Here is a 20,623-nt window from a genome sequence, read left to right on the forward strand (position 1 = left end):
GAGCTATTTCCGCGTTGCGCTAGCTGCGGAAACGCGGGGTCCGTTCAGGCTGTTGCGTTGAGATTGAAAATCAACCAAAGAGTTTTTCGGATCCATTTCGAGCATTTCCCACCGGTTTCATAGGAGTAAACTTGCCCCACCCCGATGTTCGAAAGGACAACCATGAAAGAACTCTCCAATCGCACGGCAACGTTTACCGATTCGGTCATCCGCCGCATGACGCGCATCTCCAATAAGTACGACGCCGTCAACCTCTCGCAGGGCTTCCCCGACTTTGATCCCCCGGCGCAGCTGCTCAATAGCCTGAGCACCATCGCCAGCGACCCCAAGCCGCTCTACCATCAGTACTCCATCACTTGGGGCTCCCAGGCCATGCGCGAGGCGCTTGCCGCCAAGCAGGAGCACTTTATGGGCATGCCGATCAACCCCAATGAGAACATCGTGATCACCTGCGGCTCCACCGAGGCAATGATGGCCGCCATGATGACGGTCACAAACCCCGGCGACAAGGTCGTCATCTTCTCGCCGTTCTACGAGAACTACGGCGGCGACACGATCCTTTCGGGGGCCGAGCCCATCTACGTGCCGCTCAACCCGCCCACATTCGACTTTGACCGCGAGACACTCGAGGCGGCCTTCCGCGACAACGACCCCAAGGCCATCGTCCTGTGCAACCCTTCCAACCCCTGCGGCAAGGTCTTTACACGCGATGAGCTCACCTTTATCGCCGACCTCTGCAAAAAGTACGACACCTACTGCATCACCGACGAGGTATACGAGCACATCGTCTACGCGCCCCACGAGCACGTCTATATGGCCACGCTGCCCGGCATGTTTGAGCGCACCATCAGCTGCAGCTCGCTGTCTAAGACGTACTCCATCACCGGCTGGCGTCTGGGCTACACTATCGCCCCTGCCGAAATCACCGAGCGCATCAAGAAGGTCCACGACTTCCTCACCGTGGGCGCCGCCGCTCCCCTGCAGGAAGCCGTCGTCACCGCCCTCAAATTCGACGACAGCTATTACGATGAGGTCCTCGACCTCTATACCGCCAAACGCGACCTGTTCTGCCAGGGACTCGACAGCATCGGTCTTGAGCATAACGAGCCGCAGGGCGCCTACTACGTGATGATGGATATCTCAGAGTTTGGCTACGACAGCGACCTCGAGTTCTGCGAGGACCTGGCCTCAAAGGTGGGCGTGGGCGCCGTGCCCGGCTCGAGCTTCTTCCGCGAGCCCGTCAACCATCTGATTCGTTTCCACTTTGCCAAGCGAGACGAGACGCTTAACGCGGCGCTGGAGAACCTCAAGTCGCTACGTGATAAAATCAAGCCGCGCGGGTAAGGACGGCCCGCAACTAAAGCAACCAAAGAAGCCTCGCACCGCCCGCCGCGTTGCGAGGCTTCTTTCTATAGCGCTTTCTTAAATGGTTTAGAGCTCTATACTTTAGTCACGGAGCAACTCGTCCCAGAGAGAGGAATACTATGGCAGAGCAGCAGCTTATCGGAGCGCTCGAGGCCGGTGGCACCAAGATGGTCTGCGCCACGGGCTATGCGGACGGTACGGTCCTAAAGCGCGAGCAGATCGCGACCACGACCCCGCAGGAGACCGTCGAGGCCGTCAACGCATGGTTTGCAGACAAGGGCATCTCCGCCCTGGGCATCGGCGCCTTTGGCCCCACCGCGGTCAACCCCGCCTCGCCCCAATACGGCAAGATCCTGGAGACGCCCAAGACCGCATGGCGCTACTTTGACCTGCTGGGCACCATCCAAAACGAGCTCAACGTCCCCTGCGGCTACGACACCGACGTCAACGTCGCCTGCCTCGGCGAGGTCACCTTTGGTTGCGCCCAGGGCCTCACTGACGTTGTCTACCTGACCATCGGCACCGGCGTGGGCGCCGGCGTGCTCTCGGGCGGTCAGCTCGTCCACGGCATGATGCACCCCGAGGCCGGTCACATCCTGGTCACACGCGACCCGCGTGACACCATCGGCGAGCACAGTGCCTGCCCCTTCCATGACAACTGCCTCGAGGGCCTCATCGCCGGTCCCGGCGTCAAAAAGCGCTGGGATGGCAAGAGCGCCGGAGACATGGCCGATGACCCGGAGGCCATGGATCTGCTCGCGGGCTATCTGGCACAGGCACTCATGACCTACACGCTGTGCTACGCGCCGCAAAAGATCATCATCGGCGGCGGCGTGGCCGACCACACCCCCATCGTGCCGCTCGCGCGCAAGAAGTGCGCCGAAATGCTCAACGGCTATATCGTCACGCCCGAGGTCAACGACATCGATAACTACATCGTCAACAACAGCCTCGAGGGCAAGCAGGGCATCATGGGTTGCCTGGCCCTGGGCGCACAGGCGCTTCAGTAGCAGACGCACCCACAGGGCGTGGCGCGCCCGGTAAATCCGACCTACGGAACGACGCCACCACGCCTCATATAAGCCCTCAAATAAAAAAGGCCGCCTAGGACCAAACAATACGTCCTAGGCGGCTTTTTTGGCGTACATCAGCGACCGTAAGAAATATCGGAGCACAACGCCCGTTGCCGCTCCACAGCAGTCGATCATCACATCGGTGATCATGCCGGCGCGTCCCGGCACAAAGAGCTGAATCGTCTCGTCGATCGAGGGAATCAGCAGCAGGAACACCGCCGTGGGCAGCAGCACGTCAAAGGTGCGCCGGCCCTCAAAATCAAAGGCGTGCGTTGCCAGGATGCCGAGCACCATATACTCGGTAAAATGCGCACACTTGCGAACAACAAAGTTGGTCACCCATTCATATGGAAGTCCCACGCCGTGCAGGAAACCGCGGATAGCTTCCATGACCGTTAGGCTCAGCGAGCCCGACCCCGAGCCGGGAACCAGCGAATTGCCCCAGATCAAGAGCGCCATCAGGCAGGTCACGACCGCCCATTTTCGATTGATCTTAACCATGCAGAAGTTATGCCTCCGCGCGGAGCGGCGCGAAGCTGGCGGTACCGCCCTCGATAACGCTCAGATAGGCACGACCCGTACGCTTGGCGGTAGAGGACTGTAGGCGCTCGATCTCTTCCTCGAGGATCTGATTGACGCGCTCGTGACGACGATTTTCCATAATGCCGACGGCAATAGCCTCGGCCCGCTCGATGCTCTCGCGCGAGATGCGGGCGGTATCCTCGGGGAACACAGCGCTGTGACGGCCGACATAGGCGGGGGCAGCAGGCTGAGGGGCAGCGACGGGAGCGGGCGCTACAACAGGAGCGGGCTCGTCAATCTCATCCAGAATCGCGGTGGCGGCGGCCCACATGTCCTCGTGGCCCGAGTAATCGGCCATGGGGACATCAACCTCGAGCGAGGCGTCCGGAAGGTCGCCGGTGTCGATGCGATCTTGGGCATCAATCGATGCGGTGATGGCTGCAGGCTCATCGAGGTCATCGAGATCGATGTCCGCGGCACCGGAAATGATAGGCATGCTGGCGAGGTTTGCATTGTACGGCGCAGCCTCAGCCGCCTGCTGCTGGGCAGGAGCGCCCCAAAGCGAGCTTTCGGCGGCACGGCGGGCGGCAACGGCCTCCTCGTCCGCGGCCATGGCTTCATCAACGTACGAATTGTCGGCAGAAGTGTTCGCGTCCGCCGAGGTAACGTTGTAGGCGTTATTGGCTGCCGCGTTGGCAACGAGTGCCACGAAAGCCGCCGTGCTGCCCGCAGGGGCGGCCTGGGAACCAGACACGGCGCGTGCCGCGGCGGCGATGTCGTCGCGATTGAAGGAGCCGGTCTGCCCGCCGTTGGTGAGCTCGTCGATGGCGACTTGATAGACGTCGCGCGAGTGTGCAGGGTCGCAGCTCACCGGCGAATCGTCGTCGAGCATACTGTCGATCATGGACCAAGCCTCGGCCTCGTCCATAGCATCTGCAGCTCGAGCGATGGTAGGGACACCATCATCGGCATGACGGCGCTGGAACGCACCAGTCAGGCCGGAAAGGAATGCCGAGGTAGACTGCTCCGCCTGAGCCTGAGAAGCAGAAGCCGCAGCGTAAGGAGTCGCATCCTGCTGCTGAGCTGGAATCGAGGCGGTCTTGAACTCGCTTTGATGCTGATTGAGATTGGCGGCACCGCCCATGGCATCGGGCTGGAACAGACGCTCTTCACGCTGCGCACGATACTCGGAGATACCCAGCGAGGCGGCATAGATACCCACGCCCGCCACCGCGCCCACGGCGAAGGGAACCGCACCCGCCACGACCGTCTCGTTCACAGACGAAAACGGCAGCGTCGCGGCATACATAACCACGGGAGCGGCAAGGCCGATCCCGCACGAAAGTCCGGCAAGGACTGCTCGTTGTGTTGCATCAGAAGAAGCCATGAGCTCTCCCCATCTTCCAGCACCCAAATCGCATCATTCAGTTGGCTGCGCGAGAGAAGATGAAGCGGGGCTATGCCCCAAAGCAACGGTATATGGTTCGTTTCATCTGCGTTTTCCGTCGCGAAGCTTAAAAGCTATTATGCGAAACCGCCCCGTCGATTGCAAGCGACGATGTCGGATTGAAACGGGAAACCTGCTGCTCGTCGGTCTTGTGGTCAAAAATAAGCGCGGAGCGGCGATATGGAAAAGGGCCGAGGCTCAAAGCACCGACCCTTTATCGCATTGATGGCTATCGCTGCGTGTGGATGACAACCTAGAACGTCTGCTCGTAGTCGCTGTGCTTTTTGGCCGAACGCACCAGGAACTCCTGGTTGGTGTTGGTGCCCTTAAGACCCTTAATAAACGACGCCGCCGCGCGCTCGGTGTTGTTCATACCGGCGAGAATGCGACGCAGGCCGAAGACAAACGGGCGCATCTGCTCGTCGACCAGCAGGTCCTCGTTGCGCGTACCGGAGGCAACGGGGTCGATGGCCGGGAAGATGCGGCGATCGGCAAGATCGCGGTCGAGCTTGAGCTCCATGTTGCCGGTGCCCTTGAACTCCTCAAAGATGACCTCATCCATCTTGGAGCCGGTGTCGATAAGGGCGGAGGCGAGGATGGTGAGCGAGCCGCCGTTTTCGATATTGCGGGCTGCACCCAGGAAACGCTTGGGCGGATAGAGAGCTGCCGAATCGACGCCGCCCGAAAGGATACGACCCGAGGCGGGTGCCGCCAGGTTGTAGGCGCGGGCAAGACGCGTGATGGAGTCGAGCACCACCACGACATCGCCGCCCAGCTCCACAATGCGCTTGGCGCGTTCGATGACGAGCTCGGCCACGCGGGTGTGGTTCTCGGCAGGCATATCGAAGGTCGAGGCCACGACCTCGCCCTTGATGGAGCGCTGCATATCGGTGACCTCTTCGGGGCGCTCGTCGACGAGCAGGCAAATGAGGTGCACCTCGGGGTTGTTGATCGAGATGGACTGGCAGATCTTCTTAAGGATCGTTGTCTTGCCGGCCTTGGGCGGCGACACGATCAGGCCACGCTGGCCCTTGCCGATCGGCGACACGATATCGATGGCGCGACCGGTGATGGAATCCTTGCCGTGCTCCATGCGCAGCGGCTCGTTGGGATAGACCGGGGTAAGGTCGCCGAACTTGGGGCGGTTGCGGATCTGCTCGGGATCCATGCCGTTAACGGTCGTGATCTTGGCGAGGCCGGCTCGCTTGTCGCCGCCGCGCGAGGGGCGCAGCGAACCCTCGATGACATCACCCGTGCGCAGGCGTGCGGAGCGGATGAGGTAAGCGGGGACGAAGGCGTCTTCATTGGACTTCATGTAACCGTGGGCATGGATGATGCCGGAGTTGTCCGGGCGAATCTGCAGGATGCCCTTAATATCGCGGAAGCCCTCGGCCTTCGCGGCGGTCGTGTAGATCTCCTCGACAAGCTCGGCCTTCTTCTTGCCGGTCGTCTCGATCTCGAACTCTTTTGCCTTCTCGCGCAGCTCGGCTACCTTCATGGCCGCAAGCTCCTCGCGCGAAAGCGTGGGCTCGGTGGGGGCGGCGTTGCGCTCCTTGTTGCGCTGTTTGCGGTCGCGCTGACGGCTGCGGCGGTCGTTGTTGCGGTCGTCCTTGCGCTCATTGCGCTCCTCGTTGCGCTTGTGCTGGCGACGGTTGGGGCGAGCGCCGTCTTCGGCCTCGGCGGGCGCGGCGCCATCGGTTGCGGCGGCATCGGCGTTAGCCGCAGCGGCGTCATTGGCCTCGGCGCCGGAATCGACCTGTGCTTCGACATCAGTCTGCTGCTCGGACGCCTTAGCCTTAGCGGACTTCTTACGACCGCGCTTGGGCTTCTCGGACGCAGACTGTTCGACGTCCTGGGGCTCGGCGGCATCAATCGATGCATCGACGGTCGTCTCGGCGGAATCCTCGGACGCACCCTTCTTGGCAGCTTTAGCCTTGGACGTGCGCTTAGCAGCAGTGCGACGGCTGCGACCGGGACGGACGTCGGCAGGCTTGGCATCGGCGGGAGCGGCCTCGGAAGTCGTAGCATCCTGGACGGGTGCGTCGGCAGCGGTTGCAGACTCGGCAGCCGCAGCAGCATCCCGAGCGGCTGCGGCCGCGGCTGCGGCCTTCTCGGCCTCGACGAAGGCCTTGGGCTTACGACCGCGACGGTGCGGGCGCAAAGCCGGATCGACAACGGGAACTTCGCTGGCCTCGACAGGCGCAGCGGGCTCAACAGGCGATGTGCCCTCCCCTGCCGCGGAACGGACCGAAGCCTCAGTGAGCTCGGGGGTTACCTGATCGGCAACCTGCTCGGCCTTAGCAGCCGTGCGACGGCGTGTGCGCGGTACCGGCTTCTCGGTCGGCTGGTCGGCGACAGGGGTCTCGGTGGCGGCAGGCGTCTCGGGCACAGACGGAGCTGCGAGCTCGGTCAGAGCCGCGGCCTCGCGCTCGGCAGCACGACGGCGGGCGCGCACCACCTGAGCCTCGCTAATCTGCGCCAACGCACGTGCCTGCGCGACCTCATCGGAAATCGGCGCCGAGGAGTCAGCTGCAACGGTGCGCTTGACGCGCGTCGTGCGCGTGGTACGGCGCTTGGGCTTGGTGACCTCCTCGCCGTCAGCAGCAGGCTTGACCGTGCGGCGCGTACGCTTGGGCTTTGCCGGAGCAGCCTCCTCACCAGTTGCAGGCACGGCCTTCTCAGCCGCTGAAGGCGTAGGCGTCGAAGCAGCCTTAGGCGTCTCAGGAGCCGAGGCTTGCGCGGGCGCCGCGACCTGGTCCAACGCAACCGGTGCAGCGGGAGCGGCTTGCGTCGTCGTTATTTCGTTTTCTTGCTGTTGATCAGACACAGTGTTTGCTCAACTTTCTTTTCAAGCCCTGTGATCACATGCTCCCTGCATAAACCTTCAGGGCGGCTAAACAGTCTAGCTCCGTCAAATACCGACGGACATCATTGATCTGTATCGAGATATTTGCGTCATATACGCAGCGTTAGTGTAACACAACCGCAACCACCTGCAACTTAGTCATTGAGGACGTTCTTAAACGACTAGTCAAAAGGGACAATCTTTGGTTTAACACCCACAAATCTGACTGCCTCCGCCAAAACTGTGGCGGTTTACTACGATGAATCGCTCAACCGCGATCACTCCGAAACTTGTTGAACTAAAACCGCAGGTAGATGCCTTGCGCTTTTTTGCGAAAAGCCGGCGTAGTTGGAATTTCTCATTTCATCGTAGTAAACCGGCATAGTTTCGTATTTCCAGCAGTTCCAAATTCGTCAATACGTCGGCGTTTGCAAAAAGCCCGACCTCCGTGGGAGATCGGGCTTTCAAGGCTTAGTTAAACCAAGTCTGTACGGTCAAATGACCCGTAGCTTACATCTGCTCGGGCGCGGAAACGCCAACGAGGGTGAGCACCAGGGCGAGCGTCACGCGGACGGCGTCGCAAGCGGCCAGACGGGCGCGCGAGAGCTCGGGGTCGACGGGACGGCCCTCGCTCGGCAGAACCTGGCAGGCAGCGTAGAAGCTGTGGAAGTCGCCGGCGAGCTCCTCGGCAAAGTGCGTCAGGCGGAACGGGGCGCGATCGCGAGCGCAGCTACCGATGAGGTCGGTGAGCTCGTTGAGCTTACGCGAAAGGGCAAGCTCGGTCGGGTCGGTCAGCAGCGAGTAATCGACGTTCTCGCCGATGGCCTTCTCGGCGACGGCCTTCATGCCCATCTCAGCGGCCTGCTCGGCGGTAACGTCTGCGGCACGACGCAGGATGGAGCACACGCGGGCGTGAGCGTACTGCACGTAGTACACCGGGTTGGAGTTGTCGCGCTTCTTGACGGCCTCGATATCGAAGTCGACCATCTGGTTGGAGCTCTTGGAGATGAGCGTGTAGCGAGCGGCGTCGGAGCCGACCTCGTCGACGAGCTCCTGCAGGGTCACCATGGTGCCCTTGCGCTTGGACATACGGACGGGCTTGCCGTTGCGTAGCAGGTTGACGAGCTGGCCCAGCAGAACCTCGAACTTGCCGGGGTAACCGAGAGCATCGCAGACGCAGCGGACGCGCTCGATGTAGCCGTGGTGGTCGGCGCCCCAGATATCGATGACGTGGTCGACGCGCTGGAACTTATCCCAGTGATAGGCAACATCGGAGGCGAAGTAGGTGTACTCGCCATCGGACTTGATCAGGACGCGGTCCTTGTCATCGCCCAGGTCGGTGGAGCGGAACCACAGGGCACCGTCCTTGGTGTAGAGATAGCCCATCTTGTCGAGCTTCTCAAAAGCGCGGTCGACGGCGGAGGTGCCGGCGGTCTCGCCCTCGGTATCCTTCACATACAGCGAGCGCTCGGAGAACCAACGATCGAAGTCGCAGTTGACGGCATGGCAGAGGTCGCGCATGTTGTCGACCATCTTTACGTAGCCGCGCTCGCGGAAGCTCTCCATGCGCTCCTGCGGATCGGCGTTGACCCACTTGTCGCCGTCGGTGCGCCAGAACTCGGCAGCCTCGTCGATGATGTAGTCGCCGCCGTAGGAGTCCTTGCCCAGAGTCTCGGCAAAGTTGTCCTGATACGGATGGGTCTCGGGGTGCTCGTCGCCCTCGTCGGCAACAAAGGCGTCGCGGTCGGCGATCAGAAGCTTGTGAGCCTCGTCGATATCCACGCCCTGCTTGGCGATGATGTCGGCAAGCTGCATATAGCGCGTGCTGATGGAGTTGCCGAAGGTGTTCATCTGAGAGCCGTGGTCGTTGATGTAGAACTCACGCTGGATGTCGTAACCGGCGTGGTCCATCACGCGGCAGAGGGAGTCGCCCAGAGCGGCCCAGCGGCCATGGCCGATGTGCATGGGGCCGACGGGGTTGGCGGAGACGAACTCGACCTGGGTCTTCAGGCCGCCACCGACGTTGGACTTAGCGAAGTCCATACCCTTCTCGCGGGCCTCGCCAAAGATGGCGTTCTTGACGGCAACGGAGAGGTAGAAGTTGATGAAGCCAGGACCGGCGATCTCGACCTTCTCGATCGCGGGGTCCTCGGGCATATGGGCAACGACGGCCTCGGCGATCTTGCGCGGGGCGCAATGAGCCAGCTTGGCGGACTTCAGGGCCATGGTGGAGGTCCACTCGCCATGAGAAGTATCGGCCGGTCGCTCGATAGCGCAATCGTCAAGTTCAAATGCGGAAAGGTCGCCGGTCTCCTGGGCCGCAGCAAGCGCAGCGCGTACCAGCTCTTCAATCTTCTCGGGCATAGATCCTCCTTGTGTTAAAGCCCCCGAGCTCTTGGTCACTCGTAGGGCAAAAGCCAGAGTTTGTAGCACTCTATCACAAGCGGTAACTACTGTCGCAGGGTAAAGCTAATAGATATTGCATATGCACAAAAATGACTACCGCTCTTGCGCTGCTGTACAAAGTTGGCGGTTTGCCTGCAGTTTATACACGTTCTGGAAATGCATGAACGTATGAATAAGCCGTTCTATTTATCGAATACTCTAACCTATCGGAGTTGTGTGCTTTTCCTGCATAAAGTAATGGTTTGCGCACGTCAGCGTGGTATTCTTAACATACGTAAATTCGTATAAGTTGGAGGTAGCATGTTCTCAATCGGTCAACACGTCATTCATCCGGGTCAGGGAGTCTGCACCGTCGTCGGTTTTAGGGACGACACGCCGCAGCCCATGTTGCTGCTCGAGACCAAGCAGGGACATGCGCAGACGATTCTCATGTACCCCGTGGCGCAGGCCGACCGTCTGCATGCCGCCATCTCGCAGCAAGATGCCGAGCACCTGTTGAGCCACTACGACGAGCTGGAGTGCGACACCTTTACCGAGCGCAACAGCTCGCTCGAGGAGACACACTTTAAGCAGCAGCTCAAGCTAGGCGCGCCCGAGACGGTCCGCGTGGCAAAAACCATGATGCACCGTATCCGCCAGGCCGAGGAAGCAGATAAAAAGCCCAGCTCTTATTACATGCGCGTACTCAAGGAAGCCAAGCGCCGCTCCATCGAGGAGTTCGCCGTGGCCCTGGGCGTCACCGAAGAGGCCGCCGAAGCCCGCCTAGCCCAAGCCGCCCTCAACTAACCTGCCAAAAAGGGACAGGTTTATTTTGGCAGGTTTTATCTGGCCAAACGTCAACAAACAATCAGTAAATGGCCGGGTGCTCCGTTTTGTTTGTGAGCGCCCGGCCATTTTTCTATATCCGTAGAATACGTGAAGCCCATTTGCGATGACATCACGCGGGGGCCGTCCAGATCGACGCAACCAACGGCCGCATCCACAACAAGCGCGCCTGTCTTGCTCAATTACCATTAAAAAGCATCAATTTGAAAACGCAATAACATTTCGGCAGGTAGCAGCTATAGTCGGTGAACTGAATCTCGACAACCGAAGCCTCCGAATGAGGTATCTTCAGCCCATCCAAGCTAAAGGAGGGGCCATGCCGAGAAAACCTCGTTCAAAGTCACCAACCGGTTATTTCCACATCACGTTGCGTGGAAACGGAGGGCAATTGCTGTTTGACGATGCCGAGGACCGAATCGCCATGCTTCAGATCCTCGATGCGATCCTCCCCAAACACAATATCGAGCTTATCGCTTGGTGCCTTATGGGAAACCACATTCATCTGCTCATCGACGATCCGGACGACCGCAAGAGCGACGCGATGCACGCGGTAGCAGTATCGTATGCGGGCAGGTACAATGCGCGGACGGGGCATATCGGCCACGTGTTTCAGGAGCGGTTTTGGGATTCGCCCATTAAGTCAGAAGTATATTTACTCGAGGCAATTCGATACATTCATCTGAATCCACAAAAAGCGGGACTGGCGGCATACGACGAATATCCCTGGAGCAGCCATCGCGAGTATCTAATGAGTGCCAGGTCACGGCCGCATGTTACCGGCAGCGTTGTCGGTGTTTTATTCCCAACACCTCGCTCATACCTTCGGCTCATGGAAAGTACGCCGTCGCTTCCCTATCGCCCCAGCGCAACAGCCAAGGTTCGCGAGGAAGATCTATGCGAATTTGGCACGGCAATCGTGCAGAGTGTCGCAGGATGTGCTCCGACGGAACTCAAATCCGTCTCCAAGCCACTTCGCAATGAGGCGATTCTCGCGCTTCGAAAACAAGGGCTAACGGTTAAGCAGGTTCAGCTGCTGACCGGACTGGGAACATGGATTATCAAGAACGCGTCGTAGCGTCGCGTTTGCCGAGTTACGGATACGGCGAAGCGCAGCTGTCTGCCGCGAGGCGCCGCCATTCGCCAGCGTCACCATGTCAAACAGAAAACGCTTCCGCTGAATAACATCCAACGGAAGCGTTTTCCCAGATAAAACCTACCAAAATAAACCTGTCCCTTTTTGCAGGTTAGGCCTGGAAGGTGTCGCGGTCGGGCGCGAAGGACTGCATGGCCGCGATGGTGCGGTCGAAGAGCTCGGGAAGCTCCCAGCCCAACATCTCGGCGCCCTGCGAAATCACGTCGCGCGAGCAGCCGGCGGCAAAGCGCTTGTCCTTGAACTTTTTCTTGAGCGACTTAGTCGTAAAGTCCATGACGCTTTTGCTCGGACGCATGATCACGGCAGCACCGATCAGGCCGGTGAGCTCGTCGCAAGCAAACAGGATCTTCTCCATCTGAAGCTCGGGCTTGGGCAGCGAGGCATTGAAATCGGACGTGTGCGTCTGAATAGCGCGAATGAGTTCGGGCGATGCGCCCTCGCCCTCGAGGATTTCTGCCGCATAGATGGTGTGGTTCACGGGGTCGTCCTCATGCTCCTCCCAATCCAAGTCGTGCAGCAGGCCGACGATGCCCCAAAACTCCTCGTTCTTGGGATCGAACTCGCGCGCAAAGTAGCGCATGGTGCCCTCGACCGTCTCGCCGTGGGTGATGTGGAACGGGTCTTTGTTGTGCTCGTTAAGCAGTTCGAACGCACGGTCGCGGGTGATTCCGGCGGAAAGCATCTGGGACATGGCAATACCTCCAGGTGAGTCGGTGCTAGGACACGGTGTCATTATCGTATATCGCCGTAGCTCAAGCCGAAAGGCAGAAAAGGTATACGGAGAAAAAAGCCGGGCAAACGTGTCGCCCGACAAAACCGCAGATAAAACCTGCCAAAATAAACCTGTCCCTTTTTGGTAGGTTTAGGGGCGAACCTGACCGGTGCCGCGGAGCTTGTATTTGTAGGTGGTGAGGGCCTCGGCGGCGAAGGGGCCGCGAGCGTGGAGCTTTTGGGTCGAGATGCCGATCTCGGCACCCAGGCCAAACTCGCCGCCGTCGGTGAAGCGCGTGCTGGCGTTGGCGTACACGGCCGAGGCATCGACCGCATCCAGGAAGCGCTCGCAAGCATCCGTGTCCTCGGCAACGATGGCCTCGGAGTGCATCGTGCCGTAGCGGTTGATGTGTGCGATGGCCTCGTCCTCGTTTGCCACGACCTTCACGCTCATCTCGAGAGCCAGGTACTCGCGACCCCAGTCCTCCTCAGTCGCGGCGACGTAGTCATCACCCTCGGCAAGCCCGGCATCGGCGCATGCGGCGCAGGTTGCCTCGTCGCCGTGAATGAACACGCCGTGGTCATGCAGCACGGCCACGACCGCAGGCAAAAACGCATCGGCCACAGCACGGTCGACCAGCAGCGACTCGGCGGCATTGCACACGCCTACGCGCTGGGTCTTGGCATTAACGATAATGTTGAGTGCCTTATCAAAGTCGGCGGATTCATGCACGTAGATGTGGCAGTTGCCCGTACCCGTCTCGATCACCGGCACGAGCGACTCGCGCACGCAGCGCTGGATCAGCCCTGCACCGCCGCGCGGAATGAGCACATCGACGATACCGCGGAGCTTCATGAGCTCGCCAGTGGCCTCGCGGTCGGTGGACTCGATCATCGACACGGCCTCGCGCGGGAAGCCCTTGGCCTCGAGCGCATCGGCCAGCAGCTCGGCGATCATGGCGCACGAGTGATAGGCCAGCGAACCGCCGCGCAGAATGCAGGCGTTGCCAGTGCGGATGCAGATGCCCGCAGCATCGGCCGTCACGTTGGGACGCGCCTCATACACCATGGCGACCAAGCCCAGCGGCACGCTCACGCGGGTCAGATCCACGCCGCTTGCAAGCACGCGGTGGTCTAGTACGCGGCCGACAGGATCGGGCAGCTCAGCGAGCTTCTCCAGGCCGGCGGCCATGCCCTCGACGCGCTCGGGCGTCAGCAGCAGACGGTCGAGAAGCCCCGCCGAGGTGCCCGCATCACGCGCCGCGGACATATCGAGCTCATTGGCGGCAACGATGGAATCGACGCCGTCGCGCAGCGCCGCGGCCATGGCGCGCACGGCCTCCTGGCGCTGGACATCGCTCGCCGTGGCAAGCGCGCCCGAAGCGGCCTTGGCCTCAACGGCAAGATCGTGAACGTAGGTGGCTATATCGACCGACATGAACGGCCCTTTCTCTTAGATGTTTGCCAACCATGGTAGCCGATTTGCACGCATCCTCGCAGACGGCGGTAGAATTGGTCAACCCGAAACACCGCAACGAATGGAAGCATCACATGGCGCTCATCACTTCGTACCACGTCCCCGGCCTCTACGTCGAGGACCACAGCATCGACGTCCCCCTCGACTGGCGCGGCCTGGAGCCCATGCTTTTGGCCGTCGGCAGTACCATGCGCCGCGGCGCAATGCCGGCGCCCATCGCCGGTGCACCCGAAAGCATCAAGCTCTTCTACCGCGTGGTTTGCGCGCCCGACCGCATTAACGACGACTTGCCGCTCCTCCTCTTTTTGCAGGGCGGCCCCGGCGGCGAGAGCCCGCGTCCGCTGTCGCCCACAAGCGATGGCTGGATCGAGGAGGCCGTCAAGCATTTCCGCGTCGTGCTGCCCGACCAGCGAGGTACCGGGCGCAGCAGCTGCGTAGACGGGCGTACGATCGCGGCTCTGGGCGATCGCGCCGAGGCAGCAGGAGCCGATGCCGCACGCTCGCAGGCGGACTTTCTCAAGCGCCACCTCGCCAGTTCCATCGTGCGCGACTTTGAGTACCTGCACCTGGTGGGCTTTGGCGGCAAGCCCTGGGTCACACTCGGGCAGAGCTACGGCGGCTTTTTGACGTTGAGCTATCTATCGCTTTTCCCCGAGGGCGTAACGGCAAGCTTTACCTGCGGCGGCATTCCGCACGTGCCGGCGAGCGCCAGCGAGGTCTACGCGCACACCTTCCCGCGCATGGCGGCCAAGACCCAGCAGTATTATGACCGCTACCCCGCCGACGTCGAACGCGTGGCGGCCCTGGCAGATGCCCTCGAGGAGCAAAAGCCCGCACTGCCCGACGGCTCGCCGATGACGGTCGAGCGCCTGCAGCTCATGGGCAGCGACTTTGGCATGAAGCCGAGCTTTGAGCGCATGCACTGGATTATCGACCACGCGTTTGTTGATGGCGACGGTACGTTGAGCTGCGGTTCCTCGGTATCCGACAGCTTTTTGATGCACGCCTTCGAGCGCACCAGCACACGCACGAATCCGCTGTACTGGACGCTGCAGGAGTTCATCTACGCCGATGGCGACACCATGCCCATCCGCTGGGCCGCGGCAGAAGAGAAGGCACACCGCGCCGAGTTCGACACGCTCGCGCGCCCGCTCATGTTTACCGGCGAGGCCATGTTCCCGTGGATGTTTGAGCAGATGCCTGAGCTCAAGCCCTTCAAGCTCGCCATGGATCTGCTGATGGAAGACACCAGCTGGGACAAGATCTACGACCCGCAGCGCCTGGCGTGCAACGAGGTGCCACTCCAGGCCGCCGTGTACTTCGATGACATGTACGTGGATTCGGGTCTGCAGCTCGACACGCTCAGCCGCGTGGGCAACTCGCATGCCTGGGTGACGAACGAGTTTGAGCACGACGGCCTGCACGGTAGCGTGGTGTTCAAGCACCTCTTCGGCGAAGCCCTCAACCGCGGAGACCTGCGCCGGATCTTCTAGCGAAGGAGTGTCCCCGTCCACCGGCACAAAAAGAGCGTCCCCTAGTGCAGAATAAGTGCCGGCAACAACAATGCCGCAGGTAGAGGTCGGAAAGCGAAAACGCCCCTAAGCGAGCAAGGTGACGTGAAAGAGGAGGGCATTGACCTTTTGGTCATGCCCGACGATTGAACGTCAGATTGCCGCTTAGGGGCGTTTGCAGCGTCAATTGGTTAGGCATAGATCTGTTGGTCATGCCTCGCCTTTTGAATGACAAATTGTCGCTCTGGGCGGCGCGCAGCGTCGACCCGTTAGGCGAAGACGATCAAATTATCTCGATGAATCGCAGGCTTTTCGGCCAGGTCAGCCAACAGACGGTTGCCGGCAATCTGGTCCTGGCGGCGTCCTGCCGCAAGTTCCAGCACGTCCGAATCGGCCTCGGCGATACCGCGGGCGACGACCATACCGCTCGGGTCGCACACGTCGAGCACATCACCCTCGGCAAACTGACCATCGACCTCGTGAATACCCACCGCGAGCAAGGACGAGCCACGGCTGACCAGCGCCTTCGCGGCGCCGTCATCGACCGTCACCGAGCCATGCGCCTTGTCGCCCAGCGCGATCCACAGCTTGCGGGGCGCAATGTCCAGACGCTCCGCCGGCGGATCGAACAGCGTGCCCACACTCTCGCCGCGAGCGAGGCGCACGAGCGCATCGGGCTCCTCGCCCGAGCAGATCACGCTCTGAATGCCCGCCGTCATCAGAATGCGGCTCGCGCGGATCTTGGTAATCATGCCGCCCGTGCCCACCGATGTGGAAGAATCGCCCGCCGAGGCGATGATCTTGGCATCGATCTTATGCACGACCGGGACAAACTCGGCCGTGGGGTCCTCATGCGGATTGGCGGTATAGAGGCCATCGATGTCCGAGAGCGTCACGCACAGATCGGCAGAAACCAGGCAGCTCACAAGCGCCGCCAGCGTGTCGTTGTCGCCAAACTTGATCTCGTCGACAGTAACGGTATCGTTCTCGTTGACAACAGGAACCACGCCAAGCTCCACCAGGCGCAGCAGGGCGTCGCGTGCGTGCAGGTAGGACGTGCGGCGGGCCGTATCGTGGCGCGTGAGCAGCACGAGCGAGGTGAGCAGGTCGCGCGCATGAAACTCCTCGTCGTAGGCCGACGAGATGATACACTGACCGGCCGAGGCGCAGGCCTGCAGGCTCGGCAGGTCGCCGACCGGTTTGCGGTCGAAGCCCAACACGGGATAGCCGCAGGCGATAGCGCCCGAGCTCACCACGACCAGGCGCCAACCGAGTTTGCGCAGGGCTGCGGCCTGATCGGCAAGCCCGCCGATAAAGGCGCGGTTGACCTTGCCGTCGGAGCCCACCACCGTGGACGAACCGATCTTTACCACCATCGTTTTATAAGAAGTCGTCATACGTCAAACCAATCGAATGTTGAGCAGGCGGGCGAGAAAATGATCCGTTTTCCTCCGTCGAATGCGGATCACCGGAGGAGCCGCAAGGCCAACTGATCCGTTTTCCTCCGTCCCCTTCGGATCATTTTGCCCAGGGGAAGGCCGAAGCCGCGGCCATGTTCTTGCGCACGAGCTCGTCGCGCACCTGCGCCAGGCCCTGCTCCATGCCCACCACATAGGTCTGCGGGTACAGGAAGCGCTTGTAGACCGGATCAAGATGGTCCAGTGCCCAGGTGCAACGCTCGCGTGCGTCCTCAATGCTCTCGCGCGGGGCAACGGCGTTGCCATCGCGCACGATCGGCGCCAGCAGCTCGCGATACTCGAGCTCGGACACATCGGTCACCAGGGCGGCATCGTTCACGGCCACGAGGGTATTGCCACGCGCGGCGCCCTCCCCCGCCAGATGGTCCTCGTCATAGATCATGTCGCAGATCGGGCCGCCAAAGCCGTCGTAATAGCGGCGCACGCGCTGCACGCCCGGGATCGTGCGCTTGTAGGGCTGCTCGGAGAGCTTGACCACCGGCGTCCACGGGTCCTCCTCGCTCGCACGGCGGGCGGAAAGCTTGTACACGCCGCCCAGCGCCGGCTGGTCATAGCAGGTCGCGAGCTTGGTACCCACGCCAAAGCTATCGATAGGCGCACCCTGGTCGAGCAGCGACTGGATCGTGTACTCGTCCAGGTCGTTGGAGACCGAAATCCCCACATAGGGCAGGCCCTCAGCATCAAAACGGCCGCGGACATACTTGGACAGCTTGGCGAGGTCGCCCGAGTCGATGCGAATAGCCGACAGGCGCTCGCCCACCGCCTCCATCTCCTTGGCAACCGTAATGGCATGCTCGCAGCCCTCGCGTACATCGTAGGTGTCGATGAGCAGCGTACAGTTCTTGGGGCTCGACTTGGCAAATGCGCGGAAGGCCTCGAGCTCGGAATCGAAGCTCATCACCCAGCTGTGCGCATGCGTGCCAAAGACGGGAATGCCGTAGCGGCGGCCGGCGAGCACATTGGACGTAGAGGAGCAGCCGGCAACGTAGCTCGCGCGTGCAACGGCCAGGCCGCCATCGGGACCCTGGGCTCGGCGCAGGCCAAACTCCGCCACGGGGCGACCGTCGGCGGCGAGCACCACGCGCGCCGTCTTGGTGGCGACAAGCGTCTGGAACCCGACGATGTTGAGCAGCGCCGTCTCGAGCAACTGGCACTCCAGCGCGGGGCCGGTGACGCGCACCATGGGCTCGCGCGGAAAGACGAGCTCGCCCTCGGGCACGGCGTCGATGTTTACATGCGCACGAAAATCGCGCAGGTAGTCGAGGAATCCAGGCTTGAACATCGCGCCGCCGGCAGGGGCCTGGAGCGAGGCGAGGTAGTCGATGTCCTCGGGCGTAAAGCGCAGATTCTCGACCAGCTCGGGCAGTTCGGCGGTGCCGCACATGACGGCATAGGCGCTGCCAAAGGGATGGTCGCGGTAAAACGCGGTAAAACAACCCTGCTCATTGGCCTTGCCGCTCTCCCACAGGCCCTGGGCCATAGTGAGCTCGTACAGATCGGTGAGCATTGCAATGTCGGTGGGATGCGAGATGTCGGTCAAAGCCATGGGGCGACCTTTCGGATGTGTTGTGCAGAGGTTGAGGGTTGGCGAGGCGGGCGTGCGGGCATGGAGCCCAGCGCGAACAGGCTAGTGCAGACCCATGCTGCCCGTGATCGTGTAGACCATAAAGACGATAAACGCGATGAGGGCGAGCACGATGATGATTTTTTGAGCCGGCGCCATGCCAGGGATCTCGTTCTCGCCCGTAGGTTCCTTGGAGGTAACCATGCGCTGGGCAAAGGTCATCTCGTCACGGCTCGACTTGGGCTCGACGGACTTGGGACGAGCGGCCTTTTTAGGCTGAGGTTTGGGCGCGGCAGGCGCAGGCTTCGCAGCAGCGGGCTTGGGTGCGGGCGCGGGCGCCGATGCGGATGCGGCGTTCGAGGCGACCTCCTCGGCCTTCGCACGCTCGGCACGCAGGGTAGCCAGCTCCTCACGCTCGCGACGGGCCTCTTCCCGAGCCTCGCGGCGGGCCTTCTCAGCGCGGAGCTCTTCCAACTCAGCGCGCTCCTCGTCGGACAATGGTTGGGACTCAAGCTCGGCCATGGTACAGCCCTTTCTTTTAAAAAAAGCCGCCGACACAATGTCAGCGGCTTATCAAATCCAAGGGTGGAGACGAAGGGAGTCGAACCCTCGGCCTCTGCCATGCGACGGCAGCGCTCTCCCAACTGAGCTACGTCCCCAGGACAAGTCGATATTTTACCTACGGCTCGCCAACTGTCAACGCCCAATAACCAGTCTTTTTGGGGCGCGGCTATTTTGACAACTTTTCGAGCAGGCAATCCTCTCGATGATTTTTTAATCCCCGTCCCAGAAAAATCATCGACGAACGCACTACTTTGCGCTGGTAAGAACACCGGTGGTGTCGAAGGCCGGGGTGAAGCTCTCGTCTACCGCGCCGCCCTCTTGCCAGAACATCGTCGTAAAACCCAGGTCGTCGGCATGGTCGAGCACCTGCTCGTACTCCTCACGCGTCACGGCGCGTGCCAGGTCGCCGCCCTGCTCGCGCATGAGCGCATTGGGCGTGTACTGGTTCATAACCGAGATCGGCACGTCGCCCACCGTCTGCCACACCAGGTCCAGCACGCGACGCGAATCGTCTGCATGCCCCGGAAGCACCAGGTGACGCACGATCATGCCACGCTTCATAAGCCCGTCCTCGTCCACCAACTCTCCCCCGCGGCGCTCGATCTCGCGCGCCATCTGGGCCAGACCCGACACGGCCACACGCGGGTAATCCTTTATATGGGAGAGCGACTGCGCAAGCCCGGCATCGGCATATTTAAAGTCGGTGAGCCACACATCGACCAGGTCGCCCAGCGCCGCCACGGCACTCGCGCGCTCGTAACCACTCGTGTTGTAGACGATTGGGATAACCAGTCCGCGCGCCCGCGCCGCGGCAATCGCGGCAGGCAACAGGTGCGCATAGTGCGTCGCCGTCACCAAATTGATGTTGTTGGCACCCTGGTCCTGCAGTTCCAGCATAATCTCGACCAGGCGCTCAGGCGAAATCTCAAGGCCAAAATTGCCGGTCGAGATCTCGTGGTTCTGGCAGTAGATACATTTGAGCGAGCAGCCGCTAAAGAAGATCGTGCCCGAACCGGCCTCGCCCGAGATAGGCGGCTCCTCCCACATATGAAGCGCGGCGCGGGCCACCTTGAGCGTGTCGTTAGCACCGCAGACGCCGTGCGCGCCCTCATCGCGCGCCGCACCGCAACGGCGCGGACACAAATGGCAGGCGGGCGAAAAAAGTTCGGTCAACGACGTCGGCATAAAACCATGCTCCAAAACAACGATTCAGCAGCTCAAACGTAAAGGGATCAACCCCACAGACGGCTCGAGCCCAAGGCGCCGTAATCGTCCGACACGATTTTTGTAATGTCAAGACTGGAATCGATAAAGTGCCGCTTTATGATGTAGGTATTCCGCCCCCCGCGGAGCAACTGGGTGAACCGTCGCGTTTATTTAGGGAGCCCACACAGTCGTACCTAGTACAGGTATCCTTCGTTGTTAAGGACGCTGGAACAGTCGATGAGGGCACCCACCTGTTTTAGGTGGGTTCATTTTCGTAACGTGGGGGGTGGTTTTCTTTTGCCGAAAATCACCATACAGTCCATATGGATCCCCGCCGGCATCCCGACAAGCCATCGACAACATCCCAATATCTGGTAAGCGCGTGATTATCGCTGCGTGCAATTACATGCACCCCCCTTGGTCGAGTATTATGGTTCGGCTATGCCCTTTGCGCATGGCGTTCTTCTGACCTTTTC

The 20,623-nt window shown here is 61.1% G+C and carries 15 protein-coding genes and 1 tRNA gene; 5 read left to right on the forward strand and 11 right to left on the reverse strand.

The features are described from left to right. Positions 1-162: 162 nt before the first annotated feature. Together ACESUZ_RS06900 and ACESUZ_RS06905 are read left to right on the forward strand one after the other, a co-directional pair. On the forward strand, positions 163-1,344 hold the full coding sequence (locus tag ACESUZ_RS06900; RefSeq protein ID WP_373199213.1) for a pyridoxal phosphate-dependent aminotransferase: 1,182 nt from the start codon (positions 163-165) through the stop codon (positions 1,342-1,344). Positions 1,345-1,484: 140 nt separating this feature from the next. Beyond that, the gene (locus ACESUZ_RS06905; protein WP_373199215.1) at positions 1,485-2,375 is read left to right on the forward strand and encodes an ROK family protein; all 891 of its coding nucleotides are present in this window, start codon (positions 1,485-1,487) and stop codon (positions 2,373-2,375) included. A gap of 114 nt (positions 2,376-2,489) precedes the next feature. Here the strand turns inward: ACESUZ_RS06905 and ACESUZ_RS06910 are convergent, their stop codons facing one another. The 4 genes from ACESUZ_RS06910 to argS all read right to left on the reverse strand — a co-directional run bounded on the left by ACESUZ_RS06910 (position 2,490) and on the right by argS (position 9,616). After that, entirely contained in the window at positions 2,490-2,939 is a 450-nt protein-coding gene (locus tag ACESUZ_RS06910) for a VanZ family protein (protein ID WP_373199217.1), read from the reverse strand. A gap of 7 nt (positions 2,940-2,946) precedes the next feature. After that, positions 2,947-4,347 carry a hypothetical protein gene (locus tag ACESUZ_RS06915; protein ID WP_373199218.1) on the reverse strand — a complete coding sequence of 467 codons (1,401 nt, stop codon included), beginning with the start codon at positions 4,345-4,347 and terminating at the stop codon, positions 2,947-2,949. A 313-nt stretch (positions 4,348-4,660) separates the two neighbouring features. Next, a complete protein-coding gene (rho, locus tag ACESUZ_RS06920) occupies positions 4,661-7,078 on the reverse strand; it encodes a transcription termination factor Rho (protein ID WP_373199220.1) in 2,418 nt (805 codons plus the stop codon). A gap of 684 nt (positions 7,079-7,762) precedes the next feature. Next, the gene (gene argS / locus ACESUZ_RS06925) at positions 7,763-9,616 is read right to left on the reverse strand and encodes an arginine--tRNA ligase (protein ID WP_373199222.1); all 1,854 of its coding nucleotides are present in this window, start codon (positions 9,614-9,616) and stop codon (positions 7,763-7,765) included. Between the two features lie 342 nt (positions 9,617-9,958). On the opposite strand from argS, the gene ACESUZ_RS06930 reads away from it, so the two are divergent. Both ACESUZ_RS06930 and ACESUZ_RS06935 read left to right on the forward strand, forming a co-directional pair. After that, complete coding sequence (locus ACESUZ_RS06930) at positions 9,959-10,444, forward strand: CarD family transcriptional regulator (protein WP_006235480.1); 486 nt, start codon at positions 9,959-9,961, stop codon at positions 10,442-10,444. 355 nt (positions 10,445-10,799) lie between these two features. After that, the gene (locus ACESUZ_RS06935) at positions 10,800-11,558 is read left to right on the forward strand and encodes a transposase (RefSeq protein WP_158567237.1); all 759 of its coding nucleotides are present in this window, start codon (positions 10,800-10,802) and stop codon (positions 11,556-11,558) included. A 169-nt stretch (positions 11,559-11,727) separates the two neighbouring features. Here the strand turns inward: ACESUZ_RS06935 and ACESUZ_RS06940 are convergent, their stop codons facing one another. Together ACESUZ_RS06940 and ACESUZ_RS06945 are read right to left on the reverse strand one after the other, a co-directional pair. Next, the gene (locus ACESUZ_RS06940) at positions 11,728-12,327 is read right to left on the reverse strand and encodes an HD domain-containing protein (protein ID WP_373199224.1); all 600 of its coding nucleotides are present in this window, start codon (positions 12,325-12,327) and stop codon (positions 11,728-11,730) included. A 171-nt stretch (positions 12,328-12,498) separates the two neighbouring features. Next, positions 12,499-13,785: a glutamate-5-semialdehyde dehydrogenase gene (locus ACESUZ_RS06945; RefSeq protein ID WP_373199225.1), complete on the reverse strand. Its 1,287-nt coding sequence runs from the start codon at positions 13,783-13,785 to the stop codon at positions 12,499-12,501. A 113-nt stretch (positions 13,786-13,898) separates the two neighbouring features. On the opposite strand from ACESUZ_RS06945, the gene ACESUZ_RS06950 reads away from it, so the two are divergent. Then, the gene (locus ACESUZ_RS06950; protein ID WP_373199227.1) at positions 13,899-15,317 is read left to right on the forward strand and encodes an alpha/beta fold hydrolase; all 1,419 of its coding nucleotides are present in this window, start codon (positions 13,899-13,901) and stop codon (positions 15,315-15,317) included. A 287-nt stretch (positions 15,318-15,604) separates the two neighbouring features. Here ACESUZ_RS06950 and proB read toward each other — a convergent pair whose 3' ends face one another. The 5 genes from proB to ACESUZ_RS06975 all read right to left on the reverse strand — a co-directional run bounded on the left by proB (position 15,605) and on the right by ACESUZ_RS06975 (position 20,126). Beyond that, complete coding sequence (gene proB, locus ACESUZ_RS06955) at positions 15,605-16,732, reverse strand: glutamate 5-kinase (RefSeq protein ID WP_373199229.1); 1,128 nt, start codon at positions 16,730-16,732, stop codon at positions 15,605-15,607. Between the two features lie 121 nt (positions 16,733-16,853). Continuing rightward, positions 16,854-18,359 (reverse strand): nicotinate phosphoribosyltransferase, encoded by a 1,506-nt coding sequence (locus ACESUZ_RS06960; protein ID WP_373199231.1) that lies wholly within the window; start codon positions 18,357-18,359, stop codon positions 16,854-16,856. A gap of 81 nt (positions 18,360-18,440) precedes the next feature. Next, the gene (locus ACESUZ_RS06965) at positions 18,441-18,899 is read right to left on the reverse strand and encodes a hypothetical protein (RefSeq protein ID WP_373199233.1); all 459 of its coding nucleotides are present in this window, start codon (positions 18,897-18,899) and stop codon (positions 18,441-18,443) included. Between the two features lie 64 nt (positions 18,900-18,963). Beyond that, a tRNA-Ala gene (locus tag ACESUZ_RS06970) sits at positions 18,964-19,036 on the reverse strand. Positions 19,037-19,187: 151 nt separating this feature from the next. After that, on the reverse strand, positions 19,188-20,126 hold the full coding sequence (locus ACESUZ_RS06975) for a radical SAM protein (RefSeq protein ID WP_373199235.1): 939 nt from the start codon (positions 20,124-20,126) through the stop codon (positions 19,188-19,190). Positions 20,127-20,623: the final 497 nt, after the last annotated feature.

The sequence above is a fragment of the Collinsella aerofaciens ATCC 25986 genome (assembly GCF_964239575.1).
GTDB classification, from domain to species: domain Bacteria; phylum Actinomycetota; class Coriobacteriia; order Coriobacteriales; family Coriobacteriaceae; genus Collinsella; species Collinsella aerofaciens_BQ.

Bases quoted from the DNA above. Each gene is read 5' to 3' on its own strand.
- ACESUZ_RS06910 (WP_373199217.1), bottom strand. From the start codon at position 2,939: ATGGTTAAGATCAATCGAAAATGGGCGGTCGTGACCTGCCTGATGGCG.
- ACESUZ_RS06975 (WP_373199235.1), bottom strand. From the start codon at position 20,126: ATGCCGACGTCGTTGACCGAACTTTTTTCGCCCGCCTGCCATTTGTGT.
- ACESUZ_RS06935 (WP_158567237.1), top strand. From the start codon at position 10,800: ATGCCGAGAAAACCTCGTTCAAAGTCACCAACCGGTTATTTCCACATC.
- ACESUZ_RS06960 (WP_373199231.1), bottom strand. From the start codon at position 18,359: ATGGCTTTGACCGACATCTCGCATCCCACCGACATTGCAATGCTCACC.
- proB (WP_373199229.1), bottom strand. From the start codon at position 16,732: ATGACGACTTCTTATAAAACGATGGTGGTAAAGATCGGTTCGTCCACG.
- ACESUZ_RS06950 (WP_373199227.1), top strand. From the start codon at position 13,899: ATGGCGCTCATCACTTCGTACCACGTCCCCGGCCTCTACGTCGAGGAC.
- ACESUZ_RS06930 (WP_006235480.1), top strand. From the start codon at position 9,959: ATGTTCTCAATCGGTCAACACGTCATTCATCCGGGTCAGGGAGTCTGC.
- ACESUZ_RS06965 (WP_373199233.1), bottom strand. From the start codon at position 18,899: ATGGCCGAGCTTGAGTCCCAACCATTGTCCGACGAGGAGCGCGCTGAG.
- ACESUZ_RS06900 (WP_373199213.1), top strand. From the start codon at position 163: ATGAAAGAACTCTCCAATCGCACGGCAACGTTTACCGATTCGGTCATC.
- ACESUZ_RS06905 (WP_373199215.1), top strand. From the start codon at position 1,485: ATGGCAGAGCAGCAGCTTATCGGAGCGCTCGAGGCCGGTGGCACCAAG.
- ACESUZ_RS06940 (WP_373199224.1), bottom strand. From the start codon at position 12,327: ATGTCCCAGATGCTTTCCGCCGGAATCACCCGCGACCGTGCGTTCGAA.
- argS (WP_373199222.1), bottom strand. From the start codon at position 9,616: ATGCCCGAGAAGATTGAAGAGCTGGTACGCGCTGCGCTTGCTGCGGCC.
- ACESUZ_RS06945 (WP_373199225.1), bottom strand. From the start codon at position 13,785: ATGTCGGTCGATATAGCCACCTACGTTCACGATCTTGCCGTTGAGGCC.
- ACESUZ_RS06915 (WP_373199218.1), bottom strand. From the start codon at position 4,347: ATGGCTTCTTCTGATGCAACACAACGAGCAGTCCTTGCCGGACTTTCG.